Source organism: Priestia sp. BR_2 (assembly GCF_041954005.1).
Classification (GTDB): domain Bacteria; phylum Bacillota; class Bacilli; order Paenibacillales; family Paenibacillaceae; genus Paenibacillus_AQ; species Paenibacillus_AQ lautus_A.
Window position 1 is genome coordinate 257,310 of record NZ_JAVFHM010000338.1, and the last position, 21,655, is coordinate 278,964.

13 protein-coding genes are annotated in these 21,655 nt (G+C 52.6%); 3 read left to right on the forward strand and 10 right to left on the reverse strand.

What is annotated here, in order from left to right; all coding sequences use genetic code 11:
- Nucleotides 1-95: 95 nt before the first annotated feature.
- On the forward strand, nucleotides 96-2,408 hold the full coding sequence (locus tag RB298_RS30390) for a helix-turn-helix domain-containing protein (protein WP_486050074.1): 2,313 nt from the start codon (nucleotides 96-98) through the stop codon (nucleotides 2,406-2,408).
- Nucleotides 2,409-2,553: 145 nt separating this feature from the next.
- Nucleotides 2,554-4,128, forward strand: coding sequence for an FAD-dependent oxidoreductase (locus RB298_RS30395; protein ID WP_486050076.1), 1,575 nt, complete (start codon nucleotides 2,554-2,556; stop codon nucleotides 4,126-4,128).
- 78 nt (nucleotides 4,129-4,206) lie between these two features.
- On the opposite strand, the gene RB298_RS30400 is transcribed toward RB298_RS30395, so the two are convergent.
- Nucleotides 4,207-4,914 (reverse strand): 4'-phosphopantetheinyl transferase family protein, encoded by a 708-nt coding sequence (locus RB298_RS30400; RefSeq protein WP_486050078.1) that lies wholly within the window; start codon nucleotides 4,912-4,914, stop codon nucleotides 4,207-4,209.
- A gap of 184 nt (nucleotides 4,915-5,098) precedes the next feature.
- Here RB298_RS30400 and RB298_RS30405 point away from each other — a divergent pair, with 184 nt between their 5' ends.
- Nucleotides 5,099-5,860 carry an aminoglycoside adenylyltransferase domain-containing protein gene (locus RB298_RS30405; protein WP_486050080.1) on the forward strand — a complete coding sequence of 254 codons (762 nt, stop codon included), beginning with the start codon at nucleotides 5,099-5,101 and terminating at the stop codon, nucleotides 5,858-5,860.
- A 23-nt stretch (nucleotides 5,861-5,883) separates the two neighbouring features.
- Here the strand turns inward: RB298_RS30405 and RB298_RS30410 are convergent, their stop codons facing one another.
- The 9 genes from RB298_RS30410 to RB298_RS30450 all read right to left on the reverse strand — a co-directional run bounded on the left by RB298_RS30410 (nucleotide 5,884) and on the right by RB298_RS30450 (nucleotide 21,567).
- On the reverse strand, nucleotides 5,884-5,991 hold the full coding sequence (locus RB298_RS30410) for a hypothetical protein (protein WP_015734120.1): 108 nt from the start codon (nucleotides 5,989-5,991) through the stop codon (nucleotides 5,884-5,886).
- A gap of 867 nt (nucleotides 5,992-6,858) precedes the next feature.
- On the reverse strand, nucleotides 6,859-11,508 hold the full coding sequence (locus tag RB298_RS30415; protein ID WP_486050082.1) for an S-layer homology domain-containing protein: 4,650 nt from the start codon (nucleotides 11,506-11,508) through the stop codon (nucleotides 6,859-6,861).
- Between the two features lie 124 nt (nucleotides 11,509-11,632).
- Complete coding sequence (locus tag RB298_RS30420; RefSeq protein ID WP_096772987.1) at nucleotides 11,633-13,165, reverse strand: extracellular solute-binding protein; 1,533 nt, start codon at nucleotides 13,163-13,165, stop codon at nucleotides 11,633-11,635.
- Between the two features lie 298 nt (nucleotides 13,166-13,463).
- Complete coding sequence (locus RB298_RS30425; RefSeq protein ID WP_375121077.1) at nucleotides 13,464-14,381, reverse strand: carbohydrate ABC transporter permease; 918 nt, start codon at nucleotides 14,379-14,381, stop codon at nucleotides 13,464-13,466.
- A 16-nt stretch (nucleotides 14,382-14,397) separates the two neighbouring features.
- Nucleotides 14,398-15,366, reverse strand: a complete 969-nt coding sequence (locus tag RB298_RS30430; RefSeq protein WP_050802821.1) for an ABC transporter permease — start codon at nucleotides 15,364-15,366, stop codon at nucleotides 14,398-14,400.
- 434 nt (nucleotides 15,367-15,800) lie between these two features.
- Nucleotides 15,801-16,142, reverse strand: a complete 342-nt coding sequence (locus tag RB298_RS30435) for a hypothetical protein (RefSeq protein ID WP_486050085.1) — start codon at nucleotides 16,140-16,142, stop codon at nucleotides 15,801-15,803.
- A 396-nt stretch (nucleotides 16,143-16,538) separates the two neighbouring features.
- Nucleotides 16,539-18,149, reverse strand: coding sequence for a response regulator transcription factor (locus tag RB298_RS30440; protein ID WP_213577345.1), 1,611 nt, complete (start codon nucleotides 18,147-18,149; stop codon nucleotides 16,539-16,541).
- Between the two features lie 26 nt (nucleotides 18,150-18,175).
- Nucleotides 18,176-20,026 carry a sensor histidine kinase gene (locus tag RB298_RS30445; protein ID WP_486050087.1) on the reverse strand — a complete coding sequence of 617 codons (1,851 nt, stop codon included), beginning with the start codon at nucleotides 20,024-20,026 and terminating at the stop codon, nucleotides 18,176-18,178.
- The gene (locus RB298_RS30450) at nucleotides 20,008-21,567 is read right to left on the reverse strand and encodes an extracellular solute-binding protein (RefSeq protein WP_486050088.1); all 1,560 of its coding nucleotides are present in this window, start codon (nucleotides 21,565-21,567) and stop codon (nucleotides 20,008-20,010) included. The genes RB298_RS30445 and RB298_RS30450 overlap by 19 nt, the downstream gene beginning before the upstream one ends.
- Nucleotides 21,568-21,655: the final 88 nt, after the last annotated feature.

Sequence of the window (21,655 nt, forward strand, 5' to 3'; positions counted from 1 at the left end):
AATCCAGTGATTATTCATTTTGAAATGATTATTGAATGTAACGGGGGTTGCCCATACAATGATTATACACTTTGTTAAACAGGAAGGTGTACCTATTGCATCCAAAAAGTAGCTTTTATTCTAAAATGGTCCTGTTCGGCTGCTTCATCAGCATCATTCCTCTTGTGGCCCTCGGCTTCTTCTCGTTCATGAAATCATCCACCTCCGTGCAAAACCATGTCAACAGCAGCAACATCCAGATCATGAATCAAACGAACAGCAATCTTGAACAGGTGCTGAGGACCGTAGACTATACACTGAATTACGTCATCAATTCCAACATGCTGCAAAGCGCCTTATATCGTCCCCTGTCCTATTATGACTTCCAGCTGTATAACAAGCTGAGAGAAGAGATGAGTCTGCTGCAGTCTCCCGAAACCAAAGTAACGGACGTCATTCTTGCGAATGCGACAAGCAACTGGCTGATCAATAACCGGGGCATGTACGAATTTAATGAATACGCTTCCAAAGAGACGCTCCTGAAGCTTCTCGAGCTGCAAGGAAACTCCAATTGGATGATGCTGGAGACCGAATCCCTCGGCTCCAGCGATACGCTCAGTTATGCCTGCCCCTATACGATCGCCCTTGTGAAGAAAATGCCGCTCTCCTCCTCCAGCGCCCGGGGCGTCGCCCTTGCCACCATTCCCAGCTGCAGTCTTGCCGCCATGATGGACAGCCCTTCCGAATCCCGGGAGGTCATGGTGCTGGACCACAATTACCGGATCGTTGTGCATCCGGAGCAAGGGAAACTGGGACTATATCTGACCGATACCGGGTATGCGGAGGCGGAGCTGGACCATTTTGACAGCAAATCGGGGCAGTTCGAGACGAAGATCGACAACAGGCAAGTGTCGGTTACGTACGTGCGTTCCGATTTTAACGGCTGGCTGTATGCCTCCTTCACCGAAATGTCCGCCATCACGAAGGAGTCCCGTTCCATCGGCTGGTTCACGCTGTATATCTGCCTGCTGATGATCGGTTTCAGCGTCCTGATTGTATGGCTTGGAACGCGGAAGATGTATACGCCGATCCGTCACATTTTCGAAAATATCGTGGAGCGTCTCCCAGAAATCCAAGCGAACAAAAAGAACGAGCTGCAAGTCATCGACGAACATATCCGGGATATGTTCAATTCGAATACCAAGCTCCGCAGCGAGCTTCGGCAGACGAGCCAGCAGGTGCGCACCTTTTTCCTCCATAAACTGTTCCTGGGCAAGATCAATCCGCCCGAAGCGATGGAACAGATCGAGATGTTCGGCTTCAAGGAGCAAGTATCCGCATGGGAACAGCTGGCGGTCTTCACCCTCCAGATCGACATGCTGGACGAAACCCGCTATGAACGCAAAGACCGGGATTTGCTGCTGTTTGCCGTCAACAATATCATCGAGGAGATGATCCCCTCCTCCCACCGGCTCCCCTCCGTCATTATCGACCTTACGCAGGTTACGCTCATCGGACGAGGCGGCATCACGCCTGAGGCATTCAACGATTATGTGTATACCCTATCGGAGGAGATCCAGAAGACGATGCGAAGTTTCCTGGACCTGGAGGTCAGCATCGGCATCAGCCTGCCTTACGACAACCTGTCCAAAACGTCGCGCGCTTACCAGGAAGGGCTTGAAGCCCTGAAACACCGCATCAAGCTGGGAACCGGCGTCATCGTCCCTTATTTCAGCCTGAACTCCGGCAAGCATACCCGGGTCTACTTCTACCCGATGCAGGTGGAGAACGAGCTGATCGATGCCATCAAGCTGGCTGACGAGGAACGGGCCGTGGAGCTTCTGAGGCAGTGGCTGGACGAGGTGTTTCGCAAGGACCGGACGCCGCATGAGTATCAAATCTCGCTCATCCGGCTGTTGAATGACCTGATGATCGTGATGCAGGAGAACGGGATCATGCTGGAGCAGCTTGACATCCGGGACAGCTCCCTCGTGGAGGAGCTTCTTCGGCTCTACACCAATCCCGATATCGAGAGCTGGTTCAAATCCCGGATCATCCGGCCGATGGTGAGTGTGTTCAGGGATCGCCAGGACTCTCAATACCAGAACCTCTCCGAGCAGATGATCGAGATGATTCGCAAGGAATTCGACCGCAACATTACGCTTGAGGAATGTGCTTCGCGCCTCCATTACAACAATTTTTATCTAAGCAGCGTGTTCAAGAAAGAAACCAACATGTCCTTCAGCGAATACCTGTCCCAATACCGCTTCAAGATGTCCAAGAAATGGCTTGTCGAAACCGATATGCCCATTAAGGATATTGCGGAGAAGCTGAGTTACAACAATTCGCAGAACTTTATCCGGTCCTTCCGCAAGCTGGAGGGGATGACGCCCGGGCAATATCGCAGCAAATACAAAACCGGATCATAAGCCTTGTAAAACGGCATCAGATTACCAAAAAAGGTCACCTGTGTCCCGTACTTTTCCTAAGGATGAGCATCTACAATTAGAATAGTCACTTTTTGTGCCGATTGTTGATCATTTACGAAACCATCCCAAAAGGAGAATCTGTGCCATGATACGAGAAATGCAGGCCGATATCGTCATTCTCGGCGGCGGGACAGGAGGAACAGCCGCTGCGCTTGCCGCCGCCAAATCAGGAAAAACCGTCATCATGACCGAGGAAACGACTTGGATCGGGGGACAGCTGACCAGCCAGGCGGTTCCGCCCGACGAGCATCCGTGGATTGAATCCTTTGGCTGCACGCGCAGCTACCGGCAGTTCCGCGAAGGCGTCCGCCAGTACTATCGCGATTATTTTCCCATGACGCCCGAGGCCAGATCCTACGTGCAGTTGAATCCTGGCAGCGGCATCGTCAGCCGGCTGTGCCATGAGCCCCGCACGGCGCTCGCCGTGCTGCACCAAATGCTGGCCCCGTACATTCACAGCGGGCGGCTGACGATCCTGTATCAATATGCGGCGGAGTCTGCCGACGTTTCAGGGGATCGCGTGGACAGCGTAACCGTGCGTCATCTTGAAACCGAGGATCAAATCGTCCTCCGCGCCCCGTTCTTCGTGGATGCCACCGAGCTAGGGGATCTGCTTCCGCTGGCAGGCATCGAATATGTCACCGGTGCGGAGTCCAAATCCCAGACAGGGGAGCCGCACGCCGTCGACGGCGATCCGCTGCCGCAGGACATGCAGGGCTTTACGTATTGTTTTGCCGTCGACTATCTGGAGGGTGAAGACCATACGATTGAGAAGCCCGCGCTTTATGATTTTTGGCGGGAGTATAAACCCGATTTCTGGCCGGATAAGCTGTTAAGCCTGACCGCCGTCAAGCCGTCGACGAATGAGCCGGTCGAGTATGAGATTTTCCCGGGACACGGCAAGTTCCCGCTTTATCAATACCGTCAAATCCTGGACCCGAAGCATTTTGCCGAAGGTACGTTCGACAGTTCGGTGTCGCTAGTGAACTGGCCGCAGAACGACTACTGGCTGGGTTCCATTATCGATGTGCCGAAGGAAGAGGCCGACCATCATATTGATCAAGCCAAACAGCTCAGCTTGTCCCTGCTGTACTGGCTTCAAACCGAGGTGCCCCGGCCGGATGGCGGACAGGGTTATCCCGGACTGCGTCTGCGTCCCGATGTGGTTGGAACGGAAGACGGAATGGCCATGTATCCTTACATCCGTGAGTCGAGAAGAATTCAGGCCGAGTTCACGGTCCTGGAACAGCATGTGGCAACCGAATCGCGCCCTGACGGCGTTGCCGAAACGTTCCACGATTCCGTCGGTATCGGCTGTTACCGGATCGATTTGCACCCGAGCACGGGTGAGCGTCCTTACATTGATATCTCTTCCCTGCCATTCCAAATTCCGCTGGGCAGCTTAATACCGAAGCGGGTGAAGAATGTGCTGGCGGCCAGCAAAAACATCGGGGTCACCCACATTACGAACGGCTGCTACCGGCTGCATCCCGTAGAATGGAACATCGGCGAGGCCGCCGGATACTGCATCAGCCATTGCCTGGATCATGACATTTTGCCGACGGATGTTCGGAACGACGAAGAAAGACTGGCCAGCTTCCAGCAAAAGCTCGTAAGCGAAGGCATCGAGCTGGCATGGCCGGCACTCCGGCCCGTCTGATCCGCTGCCGCTATAGAACCGCTGCCAAAACCAGCTCAAGGACAACGCCCTGAGCTGGTTTTGTTGTTTCCTTCCCTTTTATAACTCATCAGCCGTTACGTATTGAATCTGCTCGGGGAAATGGCGATCCATGCTGCACACCGACAGCTTGTACCCTTCTTCCAGCGCGTATTGCTTAAAATAGTAGGTTCCTCCGTTCTCGCCAACCACGGGTGCCCACTCCCATTCAACGCCTTGCCGCTTCATTACAAAAGAATCCAGCGGCAAATGCAAGCCTTTGCCAACGGCCTTGATGTAGCTTTCTTTTAGCGTCCATAAATCAAAGAAGCGGGAAAGCCGTTCGGATGGAGGGCAGTTAAGCAGCGCGTTAAACTCGGTTTTATGGAAATAACGTTTGGCGATATCCATATCGATGTTCTCCATTTTCTCGACGTCGATCCCGACCGGCTCATAGCCGACGGCGCACACGACCCACTGCCCGGAATGGGAGACGTTAAAATGCAGGTTATCATGATCCTTCAAGAATGGTTTGCCGTAAGCGTTTCTGATGATTTCCATATTCGTCCGTTCTCGTCCCAGCTTATCCCGAAGCATGCGATGGGCCAAGGCATCGCCAAGCACCGAACGCTGGTAATCGCTCGCCCTTCTGAACTTGGACACATACTCCTGTCGATCAGGGGACAGCGTCTGGAACAAGGCCCGAAACGTTTCGTCGCGGATATGATCCGAATTCCGGATCGCGTAGACCTCCACAGCGCTAGGCTGATTCTCATTAAAAGTGTCCATAACTCCGCCCTTTCTCTAAACATAGTCCCGTGTTCACTTCGATATGTACGTACCGTTCCCCTGCTTCTTTCCGCCCTCCTGCTGCCTTATCTTCATATACGGGGGAAGGAATGATCATTGACAACGGAAAGACCACCCTACCATAATGGAGAAAATTATCGTTTAAATGAAGGTGGGGGTTCGATTGGACACGCAATCGGTTTTGGATCAAGCGGTGGACTTGTTTACGGAGGAGTTGGGCAGCCATTTGGTCGGCGTTTACTTGCATGGTTCCTTGGCTATGGGCTGTTTCAACCCGGAAGCAAGCGACGTGGATCTGCTGGTCGTGGCAGCAAGGCAGCCGTCCCGGGATCAATTGAGGCGGCTTGCCAACAAACTCATAGCCCTCCACGATGGAATGGCCAATCAGCAGGGATTGGAACTGAGCCTGGTCCTGGAGTCCAGTCTTCGGGAGCTCGTCTATCCGCCATCATTCGAATTCCACTACTCCGCCTTCCATCGCGAGAGGTATCTGGCCGATGACGATTACCTATGCGGCGGATTCCAAGATGCGGACCTGGCCGCCCATTATACCGTGATCTATCATCGGGGCATTGCACTGTACGGCAAACCCGTTCGCGAGGTCTTCCCGCCCGTGGACCGATCCTATTACGTTCAAGCCGTCCTCGAGGATGTAGAGAGTGCGGTACAGGATATTACCGCCTCTCCTGTGTATTACACGCTGAACCTTTGCCGGGTGCTGTACTATCTGAGGGAAGGCGTGGTGTCCTCCAAAAAAGAAGGAGGCGAATGGGGGCTTCGCGCACTTCCCTCGCAGTATCATCCGATGATCGAGCATGCCCTGCATCAATATACCGGTGGAGCCGGGAAACCCGCGGAATCCACATCGGAAGGACTCATCGCGTTTGCCGGCGACATGCTGGAGCGAATCCGAAAGGCTTTATGATTGACGAGGATGCTCATCATGACTTAAATCCAAAAGGTGCTTAATACAATAACCAACAGAATAAACAATACCAGAACAATGCCTACCGAAGTTCCGTATCCGCCGCCGTAGCAGCATTTATCGTAGCTCATCGATATAAACCTCCTTGTGTGATGGTATGGTACAGTTTATGTAAACGGATGCCCTTAGACAGGGCATTTCGGCAATGATGATCAGAATGTGCATGAGTCTAATTTCCATGCCATGCCTTCTGCACGCACGAAGCAGGGTTCGGTACATCCGCTTACCTCCTATTTATTGGAACTTTGTATAGATTCCTGCGTAATATTGACTTTAAGGAGCTAATCTCATTCTGAAGCGAGGTGCTTAATATGAAAAAGTTCAGGTTTGGAAGATCCCGTATCGAAAACTGGGCAAACATCCTTACCCTCATCACTGATACCGTGTTATATATCCCGCGACTGATGATGAAGCTATTCAACTGATGGCTGGGTCAGTAGCCGCAGCGATGCACTAATATTTTTATTTAGAAAGGCTATTCCTTTCTCACGATCAAACAGGGGGTAATCGGATGAAGATGATACTCAAACTGTATTCGGAATATTTAATTATCCCGCGTCCTTTTCGTTTATTGGTTCTGTGGGGTTGGATCATTTTATTTATGGCTGTTGGAATTAGATTGAATTGGTTCTTCTAGGAGAGTTTCTTATGGATAAATTAACGATCATAATGGTTAAGTCTCTGGCCGTTGTTATATTCATCCTTCTATTTATCGGTGTTTTCTTGCTCGGCAGATTCGTCGGTAACGCAACTCCTTGGTACGTAACAACCTCCTTACTGATACTGTTGATTGTTAGATGGGTTTACTTAAGAATAAAAAATAACACTGACGATACGGATCGATAATGATCTATCCGTATTCAATAGATCGTTGCTTATGCGCAACGCCCTGGTACATAACAAAAACCCGTTCGATAGAATCGAACGGGTCTTTGGCTTTAACGGTTAATAAATTCAGCCATTTGCAGCATTCTGGTTAATACGACCGCTCCTTCAGCACGGGTAGAATGTGCCTTTGGAACGAACTTGTCAGAAGAACGTCCCTCCATCAGACCTGAATGGACGATGGCCGACACGGCCTCTTCGGACCAGGATGCGATGCGGTCACGATCTTTGAACCCTTCCAATATGGAGCCGGAGTCTCCTGTCTCCAGATCCTTGCCGGCAAGCTTCAGCGCCCGGAGCAGCAAGACACTCATCTGCTCACGGGTAATCTCCTCGTCCGGACGGAATGTGCCATTGCTGAAGCCTTCGATCAGCCCACTCTCCACAGCCGTAGCGACAGCGGACGCAAACCAATCGTTTGCCTTTACGTCCTGGAAGCCCGTGTCGGCTCCCTGATCCTTCAACCCGAGCGCACGGACGAGCATGGCCGTGAACTGCGCTCTCGTGATCGGCTCGTTCGGACCAAAACGCGTATCGCTCAGTCCTTCAATCAATTTTTTCGAGGCCAGCAGCGATACGTCCTCGCGGGCCCAATGACTGCTTAAATCCTCAAATGTCTTCGCATGGGAGACAACGGAATAAACACCGCTCTCCCTCCATTTGAACTCCGCTTGGGAGATACCGTTCGATGTGCGAATGAGCGCCGGTACGAAGACCAGCTTCCCGGAAGCCGGATCCATCCGCAGCACCGTCGTTTGGGATGGACTGGCGACACGGGATAGAACCTTCGTAAACTTAGCGTAAGGCCCTTTCAGTGCCGGAAGTGTCGACAACTTGTCACCTTGTTTCCAAGCCAAGGTTATGGCAAGCGATGCATCCAGCATGGAGGCTCCCTCCTCCAGTGCTGCCTTCATCCGGTCCTCTTCTTCTTTCGAAGCAAACCCGACGCGGATCTGCAAGCTTTCCGCCGTCCCTCGCTGCTGCAGAGCTTCCGTCAGCGACTGGAGCGGTATTTCCAATCGCCCTTGGGAGGATTCCAACACGATGGAGCCCCCCGGCAGGTCTTTCACGGCGGCGCTCAGCCCTTGAACCGGCAAGTGAAGAATGACGGAATCCGAAGCGTCGGTCACCGAATACGTAAGCAAGCGTGAAGCCGCCGGCAGCTTGCTAAGCCGTGCCACATCATCGAGCAAAGACTTCTCGTTTGCATCCGCTATGATGACCGTCCTGCCGTCCGGTGCCGTCTCTTTCTTGATGTTCAAGCGCTCGGGTTCGGTCGGTTTTGGAGGGGGCGGCGGCGTTCCTCCACCAGGTGAACCGGATCCTCCGCCCGGATTTCCCGGATCGGATCCGCCGTCTCCCGTAGAAGTCCGGATGACCTCAAACGTCTTGCTGTTTGTTTTGAAGTCGTCAACGAATACGTCTACGGTGATCGAATTGGCGCCCGTTTGCAGCGGCACGTTCGCTGTAAATTCACCTTTCGCCGACAGGGTCGCATCGGCACCGTTCACTTTCACGGCCGCTTGGCCGGGTCCGAGAACTTCGACCAGCCCTGTCAACGCAAGCTGGCTGGCGCGCGTTTCCTTGCCTTCGTCGTCCATCAGCCCGCTTAATACGGCCGAACGAACCTGGTCGCCCGTATTGTAAGCATTGGCCACGAGCTGACGAAGCGTTCTTGTGCCTGACGGATCCAGAGCGGAAATAACAAAACCTCCCGCAGGTATGACGCTGTTATTCTCTTCCGGGGCTCCCCAGCTCCAGTTGATCGCTTGGTTCCGGTTGACTACTCGCGTCACGTGACCCGTGTTATCCACAACCACTTCAACCCCGAAGCGGTTCGTGCCCGTGGAGTATCCGAAGGCTTCCGTCATCACGTTGACGTTGCCCTCGATCCGGTTGATATTATAGAAATTGCCTTCAAGGAACGAATCCGGGCTTCCCGGCAAGCTCATGCCGAGCTGGTAGTCCTTCACCCACTCCTTATCTTGGAGAGCGGCAGCCGCGATCGGCCAGTTGACCTGGGATGCGTCAAACAGCATCAGGCCGTTCGTGGACTTCAGCCCCGCCTGGAATACTTCGCGCTGGACGGCCGGCGCCTGCACGTTGTTCATGGCAATGCCTGCATACAGCGGAATTTCCCCGTTCGTTACGATATTGCCGAGCGTAATGTATTTCTGGATTTCCTGACTGGTGGTCTGATAAGCTCCGATCATCAGAAAATCCAAATACTCGATGTATCCGGTTTGGTAATATTCCTCCGTATACACCGATTCGTCCGGCATGCCGAGTGCGGGATTGAACCGGAAGTTCTTGCTGCCCCAGTTGACGCCGTTTAGATAATACGTCTCATACCAGGATCCTACATAAGAGGATACCTCGATCTTTCTGCCTTCTGAGACTTCATAGGAATCCACCAGCGCCTTCACTTCGCCGAAGAAGCTCTGAATCGTGCCCGAGCGGAATTCCCACCAGTCCTGAATCAGCGGACCGTATACCCTTACATTGTTTTCATAGGAGAAGATATCGTTTGGCCAATTGTCAAGTTGCTTGCCCCGGGCCTGCAAAAACTGCTCGAACTTCACGCGGGTTTCGTCGCTGAAATCGGCCCCTTCGTTGTCATACCGGCTTCGGTCATGGACAACCCCGTCCACGTCGTAGTTCTTGATGATTTCCTCGAACGTTCTAAGCTGATAATCGCGGACCTCGTCATTGGACGGATTGACAAAGGCAACCAGGCCCTGCTTTTTGCTTTCGCGCAGACGCTTGATCTCGCCGTTATTTTCAGGGAAATACACGCGTTCTTCCCAGTCGAGGTGGTCGTTCAGAACCGCATACTCGTTATGTGCGATCGATCCTTCGGCAAACACGTTGATTGCCGCATGAATCTCTAATCCCAGGGCATGACCATGGTCTATGAACTCCTGCAGCAGGTCCAGATCCGGACTTGCCCCCGCCTTTTCGGGTGCTTTGATCTCGCTGACGTAAGGTCTGCCCGTCAAATCGTTCTTTTTGTACGAAACATAGCCTTCAACGCCCTTCACGTCAAACGCGACCGAAGTCACGCCCGTTTCCTTGGCTTTTTGCAGAAATGCCAAAACATCCTCGCTGGTTTTGAACTTTCTCGCATTGGATGCCTGGTCCACCCAGAGAATGACTTCTTTTTCCGGAGAAAAACCAGGTCTGGCAAACACGGCCAAATGACGCACATCCTGCTCGATGTCATTCTTCATCACTTTCACTTCGATATAGTTGGTGCCGTTCGTTAACGTAAAATTGTGATTGAAGGTGCCATCCGCTTCAAACGGAATCTCGTTCCCGTTCACCAGCAGCTTGATCGCCGCGACATCGTCCATGTTGTCGATACGCCCCGTAATGGCGGTGCTGCCTTCCGTTACGGTGTACATCGTCTGGTTATCCAGCGTGAGCCGTGCAATGAGGCCGTTGCCGCTCATGATGTCGCGTACCTGAACCACTTCCCCGTTCTTGCGCAGCTTGATCATGTCGCCGACCTTAAAGTTCTCGGCCAAATACCGCTTGATGTTGTTGCCTGCATAGCTGTTGTCCTGTGCCATCAGCACATAACCGCCTTCGGGTATTTCAAGATCGGTCGGTCCGGTCCATACCGGAGGCTTGCCGTTGATCGAAGGATTGACCACCAGCAATACGCGGTTGTTGGCATCCACCTGCACGGCCACATTAGTCTGGGGAATCGTGATGGAGCTGCCGTAATCTCTCGTAAAAACCGCCACGATGTTCGGCACGCCCGTGACATCCTTATCGACGTAATCCAGCTTTTTGCGCGGACCTTCGATGTCGATCGTAATATCCTTCGGGGCCGCCTCGACTTCAATATAATCCTGGTTCTCGATCGGTTCGTACACGATGTTCAGCGTTTGGACGGCCAATTCGCCATCTCCCTTAAACAGCTTTACCTCAGCCGCGTTCGGGCCCGGTTCCAAATACACATTCGTGCGGAACACGCCATCCGCCGTAAGCGCCGTTTCATCGCCATTGACGGTCACGCTTAAATCCAGGTCCGCGGCATAGTTCGCCACAAAACCCGCAATCTCAATGACCGGGATATCCACGGTCGCATCGTTTGGCGTAAGCAGATGCAGCTCCGGCGGCAGCGGATCCGGCCCTGGCCCTGGCTGATCCGGCAGGAAATCGGCTGCTTTCACTTCGACGCCCGCGCGCATCAGCTTCACCGAATCTCCTGTTTTGTTTTGATTAAAGAGAGGCTTTTGAAAAGCGGATTGCTCCCACGGAAGCGTCCCGCCGGCCACGACAACATAACCGCCGGCCGGAATCGGCAGCAGCGTGCCCGGATCCCAGGCAGTCGGAGGATCGTCTTTCGGTCCGAGAATGTCCAGCACTTGACCGCCGGCATCCACCGAGACCGCGACATGAAGCGTGGGTACCCATACCTCATCGGTGTACACGGAGCCCGTAACCGAAGCGCCGCTCGTGTACAGCGCCAAGTAGTCATTTTTGCTCTCCAGCGCGTCGCCTGCCACGTTGATATCCGTGAATTCCAGACTGTTTCCGCCTTGGGAGACCAGCGTAACCGGTTCGGGAACCGCGCTTTGAGCCGGGGCAATTTCGTTATCCGCGAACGCGGAAGAACCAATCGGCACGATGAGCGATACGATCAGCGACAAACTGAGGAGCAGCGCGATCCGCCTGCGAAATAAACGATACATCAAGGAATACCACCCTTCTTTTATTCAGAATGAACGATCACGTGAATATAAATTCAACAGTCACCCCCTTTACGAATTTTGAAAAAGCAGCTGCTTGCGCAGACTGCTTTTTCGTTTAGGTCATTTACTTCGTGGATTGAAACCATTCATTTGCTGCGGTCACCATATCGGCTCCACCTTCGGCTCTCCATTGAGCCAGGAATTGATCGTAAGCATCAATCGGCTTCGCTCCGGAAATGAATTGCAGCACGTTGTCATCGAGCATGGTCGTCAATTTCAGCAGGTTTTTGGATACGGCTTCAATCGGCGGTGCCGTTGACATCGGATCCACAACGATGATGCCTTCGGCATTCTTCTGGAAGGCTTCGAAATGCGCTTGCAGAATCGGATCTTTACGTACGCGTGCCTGCCAGTAGATCGGGTATTTCTCTTCGTCTACCCCTGTCAGGAAGCTGCTTGCATTACTCAATTCATCATTGAAAATCGGCAGAATCGGATAGTATTTTTCGTCTTTCACTTCATAGTGGACGCCTTCTTTACCCAGCGCGATGCCTTTGAAGGTCTCCGGCTCCATCTTCGCGTTCAGGAACTCCATGGCGGCTTCCTTGTTCTTCGAGGATTTCAGGATGGCTACATACCAAGTGGTGTTCGCTTTCGCTCCGACCACGGCTTTGCCGTCCTTGCCTTTCAGATAAGGAATGATGGACGTTTTGGCATCCGGGAAGTTTTTCTCCAGTGCGGCAATCGTCGTGCCTGCGTTCCACCATGCCAGCTTATACATCGCCGCATTGCCGCCCGAGAATTTCTCGATGGACTTTTGCGCGGTATTGATCGGCGTTTCGGTGTCCAGCAGACCCTCTTTGTACAGTTTGTTCATAAAGGTGATGTATTCTTTCATTTCCGGCTGCTCGGCACGATGCACCAGCTTGCCGTCAACCTCTTTCCAATCGGTCAAAATGCCGAATGTCGTTGCGATGTCGCCATACAGGGAATCCTTGCTCATGGTGAGCGGAATGACTTTTTTCTTCTCTTTGATCGTTTTGAGCACATTATATAGCTCATCGGCGGTCGTAGGCGTGGCCAGCCCTAATTCATCCATCCAATCCTGTCTGACCACAAGTTCCTCCCCGATGCTTACGCCGGCTCCGGTTTCAGGAATGCCGAAAATCTTGCCGTCGATCGTTGCACTGCCGAAGGATTCCTGTTTAATGGACTGCTTAATATAGTTGCCGTGGGATTCCAACAGCTCATCGATCGGCTCGAGCGCACCCGCAGAGGCCAGATTGTAGAACTGGGCCGCATTCAATTTCACCAGATCATAGTTATCTTTGCTGGACACGAGCAGGTTCAGCTTCTCGTCCGCGTTCTCGGCCGGCAGCAGCTCGTATTCTACGTTGAACCCGGTTCTTTCCTGGATGTACTTGGCCACGTATTCGGTCTTCGGATCAAACAATCCATATTGCATGATCATGCGCAGCCCTGGTTTTTCAGCCGTTGTGTCTTTGTTCCCGTCGTCTTTCGGGGTGCTTGCCGGTGTGTCCGATGGCTGAGCCGCCGGCGTGTTCGTCGTGCCGCCTCCCCCGCCGCCGCAGCCGGACAGCGCCAGCGTGAATCCGAGAATCCCGGCTAGTACCGCGGATTTTTTAATCTTGATCATGGATAACCCTCCTTGTGATTGAGAAATTCAATGAATTCTGCCAGCTGAGCAATACGAAGCGCATCACCACCTTTAAGATCCCCCCCACAAAGTGGGGCCTTGCTCCGAAGTCCATTCAGGTTCTTTGTGGGGCCCCCGGAAATTATAACTTCTATAATGTTAAGAAAAACGTCTATCGATCTATCGATGTACTCTCAAAGAAGACAGACCGCGTTTAGCGGTAGTTTTTCTTGCGATACCAGGCTGCAGATCCCTCCAATGTTTATACTTTCTGATATCTTCAGAAAACCTGATGACCCTAACCTTTAACCGAACCCACCAGCACGCCTTTGACAAAATACTTTTGCAGGAACGGATACACCAGCAGAATCGGGATCGTTGCCAGCAGAATCGACGAAGCTTGTATGGACTGCGGCGTTGCGTTGATCGCGGCGTCGACATTGTCCTTCAGGAAATCCCCGCTGGACGAAACCAGCAGTTCCTTCAGGTACAGCTGCATCGGTTTGATCGCCGGATCGGTAATGTAGATCATCGCTGCAAAATAGTCGTTCCAGAAAGCGACCGCAAAGAACAATCCGATTGTTGCCATGACGGGGAGCGAGAGCGGCACGATGACCGAAACCAAAATGCGGATGTTCCCCGCGCCGTCCAGCTTGGCGGATTCCTCCAGCTCATCCGGAAGACCCTCGAAATAGTTTTTGATGATCAGCATGTTGTACACGTTCACCATCGCCGGCAGGAATAACACCGGGAAGGAGTTCACCAGATTCAAATTCTGCATGAGCAGGTAAGTCGGAATCAGTCCGCCGCTGAAGAGCATCGTGAATACGAAGATCAACAGAAGGCCTTTCCGTCCGCGAAGCCGGTATTTGGACAACGGATAAGCCGTCAGCGTGGTCAAAAACAAGCTGCAAGCCGTTCCGACGATCGTCAGTAAGATGGACACCTTGAGCGAATTCAAGAACATGGAATCCTGCAGCACGTACTTGTACGTTTCGAATTGAACCCCGACCGGGAGCAGCCCAACCTGACCCGATATGACGGCTCCCTCGCTGCTCAGGGATTTCGCGATCAGGTTCATGAAAGGCAGCAAGGTCGTTAAACCCATCACGATGAAGAACGTATAATTAAATACCGAGAAGCATTTTTCCGAGAACGACGTTTTGATGACACCTCGGGTGGTGTTTGTTCCTTCCAAAGCTTTTTTGTGATCCATTTGTGCCACCCTTTCTTTACCAGATCCCGCGCTGTAAGTATTTTCTGCTCATGGCATTACCGAGAATGACCAACGTGAACGATATCACCGCTTCGAACAAGCCGACCGCGGTCGAGAAGCTATAGTCCTGGTTCCCTAAGCCTTGCCTGTAAACATAGGTACCAATGACATCCGACACCTGGTACACCACCGGGTTGTACATGACCAGAATCTGCTCGGTTCCCGCTTCCAGCACATTCCCCAGCCGCAGGATAAACATCAGGACAATGATTGGAGCAATCCCCGGCAGCGTGATATGCCACAGCTGCTTCCAGCGTCCGGCACCGTCAATCTTCGCCGCTTCATACAGCATCGGATCGATCATTGTAAACGCTGCCAAATATACGATGGTGCTCCAGCCCGTTTCCTTCCAGCCCGCCGACGTGATCAGCACGCTCCGGAACACGCTGTTATCCAGGAAGAACGCAATCTGCTCCATGCCCAGAGACACCAGCAATTTGTTGACGATTCCTCCATTCGTCGACAGCAAATCGATAAACAATCCGCCAACGATGACCCAGGACAGGAAATGCGGAAGATAGATGACGGTTTGCACCGTGCGTTTAAATACCATATGCCTCAGCTCATTGAGCATCAGTGCGATAATGATAGGGAGCGGAAACAAGATCACGATTTTCAGGAAGCTGATGATGACCGTATTTTTGAATACCTGAGCAAAATCCGGCGACGTGAACAGCTTCTCGAAATGCTTCCATCCTACCCACGGGCTGTCGGCAAATCCGGTGAAGATGTTGAAATCCTTAAATGCGATCGTGATCCCGTACATCGGCGTGTACTTGAACAGTAAAATGAACAAAATGCCCGGCACGAGCAGCAGATAAAGATCCCACTCTTTCCATATGTCGGACCCTAAACGGCCCCAATACCCTCGTTTTGGCTTCATCTCTCTATGCGGTGCGGGCGATGGTTCTAGCGTGGGTTTCATCGACTCGTCTCCCCCTTTCTATTGATTCAATCTCCTTGGTTACTACAAATTGTAATTCCCTGCGCAGGGACTGAGTAGGCGAGGATCATTACTATTTATGGTAATATGATGTTGTGTTGGGGCACGGACGTCAGTAATTATGCCATGGGGTTGCGGTGGGTGTTTCATGGGATGTTAACTTGTGACGATCGGCGAACCGTTGGCAACGAAATTCATAACTGGATTTCAAAGCATACGCTATTTGAACCCCTAGGAGCCTTTAACCCACATCAAAAAAAGAGGATTGTTCATCACTCCGCATGCGGATTGTTCTTCCAATCCCTGTTACCCCCAGATTTCTTCCGAATGGATAGATAATGTAGAAATCCGGTGATAAAGGGGACCGCTGCCGCTTCTCCAGAACAATTCCGCCTGCTCCGTTGAAGCCGTTTCAATCATGGCGTTGGCATTCGAAATACGGCAATGCCGTGCTTCGTCGCCAAGCGAGGCCTCCTCTGCTCTGCGCCGAGCTTGGCCTCCCTAGCCTCAACCATTCTGCGCGGGTGATTACTTCCGCCCTGCCGATGGTTGGGGCTGGGGGTAAACGCAAACGAGCCGTTCGGGATGTATGCCCCGAACGGCTCGTTTGCTTGGTTTATGTAACTGCGCACGCTCTGCTGCGCTGCGTTTTGCCCCCTCCCCCCATCCTCATTGGGGGAGGATGGGGGACCCTCGCGTACCAGCGGAGTGGACGAATCGATTCCGAAAAGCGAAGTGGTCGCCCGAAAGTTTTCCAACGGAAAACTCGCATCGAAAGCATTGACTGTAGCCGAATTTCTTCCTCTGCAACATTCATTCCAGGAAATTTGGCGACAACAGCGATTGAAAGAACGATACGGCTGCGCAGCGGGCTTCCACATCTCTCCCTTCCCCGACCAATTTGGAGAGGATATGGAGGGGGTTGCCCCACATGAACCAGCGGAGAGGGCGAATCGATTCCGGAAAAGCGTTAGCGCTCGCCCGAAAGTTTTCCAACGGAAAACTCGCATCGAAAGCATTGACTAGAGCCGAATTTCTTCCTCTGCAACATTCATTCCAGGAAATTTGGCGACAACAGCGATTGAAAGAACGATACGGCCGCGCAGCGGGCTTTCACATGTGTGCAGCAGTGTCGTACGGCCTCTCCCATATCCTTATCCCTTGAACTCCCCCGGGTTCACGCCCCAATACTTCCGAAACACCTTGGTGAAATAACTGACATCGCGGTACCCGACCAGCCGGGCTGCGTCGTATACCTTGAGACCGTCCTGCAGCAGCGACTTGGCCCGCTCCATTTTGCGTTCCAGCACATATGCGGAGAAGACGACCCCCATTTCCTGCTTGAACAGCCGGCTGAGGTAGGAAGAATTCACGTAAAGCCGGTCCGCTACCGTGTGCAGCGTAATTTCCTGGTCCATCTCCTCCTCGAGCAGGTTCAGAATGTCCTTTACCACCTGATTGCTTGTCGTTTTCCGCTGTTCGCCCATAAACGTGATGATATGCTTCACCGTTCGCTCCAGGAGCGACCAGGTTTGCATTTTGGTGCTCAGCAGCTTGACGTTGTGGAAATATTCGATATCGTCGCCGACGACTCTTTTAACCGTCCAGCCCTGCTTCTGGATCATGCGGGTAAAGAAGCTGTTCATGTAAAGCACCGCCTCCTGGAATTCGTCCGAGGATTCGGACCTCGAGAAGGCTTCCTCCCATAATCCCTTCAGCGCCTCCAGCGCCTTCGTTTCATCCGCCGTTTCCAGCGCGATCTCCAGCGTCTTCTCCAGGTTCTGCTGCACGATCACGCCCTGAATATCCCGCTGAAGCTGCTCCCGGTAAGGAATCGCGAGGTCGTGTCCATACACGACGCGCTCCTGGAGCGCCCGGCAAGCCTGCGCATACAAGAGGCTCATCTCCTCGATCGTCCCGATGGATGCACAAATGCCGGCGCTGGCCGTTATCTTCAGCACCTCCCTCGTTTGGGAGAGTAGCTTGGATACGTCCGCATTCAGCCGCAGCATGGCTTCCTTGGCATCCTGGCTTTCCTCCAGGATCAGGACCATCAGGAGCATATTGCCTGAATCCGACGTGATCCAAAGCGATGGATGGGACAGCAGCTCCTTGGCCAGGCACTGCATCGTAAACTGCAGCAGCTCGACATCCCCCCGCTGAAAGCGGGTCTCGCTCTCCGGCAAGGGGTCCAGATCCACCACTGCGACGGCGAAACGGTCATTCTCCTTCAATGAAATATATAATTCCCTGCCCTTGGTAAGGACGTCCTGTTTCGTATATTTGCCGCTGACCCATTGGATAAAAAAGAGATTTTGCAAATGCGGCAGATTGTCCTTCCATTTCTGCTCCAAAGCCGCCTTGCGCTGCCACTGCTCCAAGTCCTCCCGCAGCTGCTGCCTCGCTTCAAGCACCGCTTCGAGAATGTCTTCCTCGCCGGCGGGCTTCAATAAATATTTGGACACCCCGTATTCCAGCGCCAGCTGCGCAAATTCGAAGTTGTCATGTCCGCTCAGGATGATCATTTTCGTCAATCGGCTGATGTCCTGCCGGCTTCGCAGCTCGCCGAGGAGCGTCAGCCCGTCCATTTCAGGCATCTGCACATCGATCAGCATAATATCGGGTTTTTTTCGGCCAACCAGCTCAAGGGCCTCGATACCGTTGGACGCCATGCCCACAACTTCAATCCCATGCTTGTCCCATGGGATATTGTAAGCCAGTGCGTTGCGCAGCCGGGGTTCATCTTCCACGATCATGAGATTCATTCGGTTTGTTCCCCTTTCGAGCATCTCTATATAAGTGTCTGCTTCAGGTTAAATTCCTTGCAGCGATCCAGCGGGATGGAAATCGTGACGGTGGTGCCTTCCCCTGCCACGCTGTGTACCGTCAGATCCGCTTCTCTGCCATAATACAGCTTCATTCGGCCAAGCACGTTCCGAAGACCGAACAGATCCTTCACATGCTCTTCATCCTGGGAAGACGCGGGCACGCTGCGCGAACCCATCATCTCCAGCTCATGCTGGATGTAGCGCAGCCGCTCTTCGCTGATCCCGGGCCCGTTATCCTGTACGCTGATAACCACCGTATGCCCTTTTTCAATCCGGCTGGAGATGACCAGGCTCCCTCCGGAGGATTTGCCCTCCATGCCGTGAATGATGGCATTTTCCACCAAAGGCTGAAGCAGGAGCTTGAGAATCGGAACCCCCTTGCTCTCTTCCGAAATTTGATAATCCACGGTGAAATTGTCCATGAAACGAAGCTGCTGGATTCGTAGATAGTAGTGCAGGTGGGTAATGCTCTCCTCAATCGTAAAAACCTGCCTGCCCTTGTTCAGGCTCAACCGGAAAAACTTCGACAGGTTCATCACCATCTCGCTGATCTCATCCGCATCGTAGTTTTTGGCCGTCCAATAAATCGAATCGAGGGTGTTATACAGAAAATGCGGATTGATCTGGGATTGCAGGAACTTCAGCTCCGTTGTCGTCAATCGCAGCTGCTGCTCGTAATGATCCTCGATCAGATGCTTCTGCACGACAGCCATTTTGTTAAACGACTGGATGAGAAAACCGAATTCGTCCTTCCGCTTGGTGTCGACATGAATGTTCAGCTCTCCGCTGCTGAGCCGCTTCATCCCGCGCGACAATTTCAACACAGGCGAGGCAATCCCGCTGTACACCACCCATGAAATGATAATGGCCAGCAGGATGCTCAGCCCGATGATCGCAACCGTGAACAGGCGCAGCTGATCGGTCTCTTCGTACAGCTCGCTTTTCGGCTGAACCAACGCGAGGCGCCATGCGGAGTAATCCGAGTCAATCGCTACGGTCATATCCTTGTCGGAAATGTTATCCTCGTACATTCTGCCGGTCTCCACCACCACTTCTCCCTTTTCGTTCAATAGGGCGATACGGCTATTTTCAGAGGGTAGCAGCGTCTTGATGATATTTAACAGCTTGCTCTTGTTAAAGGACACCACAAGGAGATTCGACTGCCGCTCGCTGTTGTACAGGTCCATGGCCCGAATTAAGGAGACGCTGTCCGTATTCGTCATCTTGCCAAACGTAATGCCCTCCGCCACTGGGGATTCCGACATGACGTAGGAAATCCCCGTTCCGTTCCTCCGGGCAGCTTCGACCAGCCATTCTTGCTGCGTCTCGCCCGTCAGCTCTTTGACGCCGTAATTGGTAGAGATAATCCTATTGGACGCCTGATGATACACCGAAATTTGGGATACGAACCGGTTCACCGAAACGGAATTCAATAATTGTTCCAATATATCGGAGAAATCCACGATCGATTGAGGGGAGAAGTTCGTGCTGTTTTTGTTCAGCAGCTCATTCATTCCAGGGTCGCTTGCAATCAGGGTCGATATCTCCTCCACGTTTTGCAGCGCCAGATCAAAATGGTTCATCGCCGACGAAAGCGCCATCTCTGTCCGCTCGACCGCCTGTTCGTAGAGAATATCCCGGGACCGTTCAACGGCGAAGAGGCTGATAATGACCAGCGGCAGCAGGATCAGCAGAAAATAACCGGTCAAGCGGGCTTGAATGTTCTGCGAAAACCGATCCCGGATCCAGCGAAACAAGTCGATCACTCGGTCCCCCGCGCTCTTGGCCGCCAGCATTATTGTTTGGAGTACCATTCATTCACTTCCTTCGTGATTTCATCTCCCCCTTCTTCCTTCCAGGTCTTCACATAGTCGTCGAATGCGTCCAGCGGCTCAAGCCCCATGATGATTTTCGTGAACACATCCTCCAGATTTTTAAGCTTCGTGTTGTATTTCGTCATCCCGGGGGTAGGAACTCCATAGAATGCATTCGGAATAATATGCTGATTGATCAGCTGCAGATTGTTGTACAGATTGAAGTCCCCGAGCGAGTCAAGCCGTTCCTTGAACAGCAATTGATCCGGCACGTCGACAAGGGATTGGTAAATGCCGCGGTATAAATGCTTGTCGTGCAGCGCGAAGTCCGTAACGATCGCCCCGTCCTCCCAGCGCCAGATTTCGTTCTCGAAGCCGAGCTTCAGCGTCTTGTAGTCGCTGGCAATGAAGTCCAGAAACCGGATTACTTCGGCAGCCTTCTCCGATTCGGCCGGTATGACGTTATAACCTCGTATGATGTCCTTCCCTTCAACGCCTTTAAATCCGTCCGGTCCCGTCGGATACGGAAGCGGCATCCATTCGGCCTCGGGGTCCTTGCTCATATTGGCCGCAATCGGTCCGCGCGTATCGTACCAAGCCGCGGAGAACAGGCCGACCGTGCCGTTTTCTATTTTTTCGAACAGATTGTTTTGCAGGTTTAAAGGAAATTCCCGATCGAGCAGGTTCTCCTGATACAGCTTGGCAAAAAAGGCGAGGGCTTCCTTCGTTTCCGGCAGAATGCTTCCGTTCACCAGCTGCCCGTCCCGTTCAAACCACGTATTTCGCTGCGTGCCGAAAGCGCCGAAAAACGGCGAGGACCTTCCCAGGCTCGAGGTCAAGGTTAAACCGATCGTATCCTGGACGCCATTGCCGTCAGGATCATCCAGGGTGAAGGCACGAATGACTTCGTAATATTCCTCCAGCGTTTCGGGCGGCTCTAAGCCGAGCCGATCGAGCCAATCCTTCCGGACATACATCAATTCGGCTCCAGTCACCTCATTCAAGCTCGGAACCGCATAGATTTTACCGCCGTATCGGACCCGATCCCAGACCTCCGGCGGAATTTTTTCTTTCAGGTGGGGGCCGTACTCGTCGATTAATTCATCCAGCGGCATAAATGCCTTCTGCTTGACGTAATTGTCGAACCACACCGGCTCGTACGTATGGAGCATATCCGGCAAATTGCCCGAGGACATAATGACGTCGAGCTTCTCGTTGTATACCTCGGGCGGAGGAAGATTGACTCCGATCTCGAGCCCCGTACGCTCTTCGATGTAATTCAGGTACGGATTGTCATTCTCGTCCATTCCTGCAGGGAACGTCATCCCCAGACTGGAAATAACGATGTTGATGGATGCGCCCTTGGGGAGGTTCTCCGGCGGATTCTCCTCCTCCGAAGACCCCGGGCCGTTGCACCCGGCAGCAAAGAGCATCAAAATTACGCATACGGGAAGCAATAGAACGTTACCTTTAAGCAGCCTTGACACCCCTCGATCCCCATGTTGACTAAATTCATCATTACAGGCCTTGTTCTTCGGCATATGTCCTCACTCCCTCCAGCTAGTAAGCTAATATTACTATATAACGATGATGTCGTGAGTAAGATCACCTTAATAATCATTCTCCTAA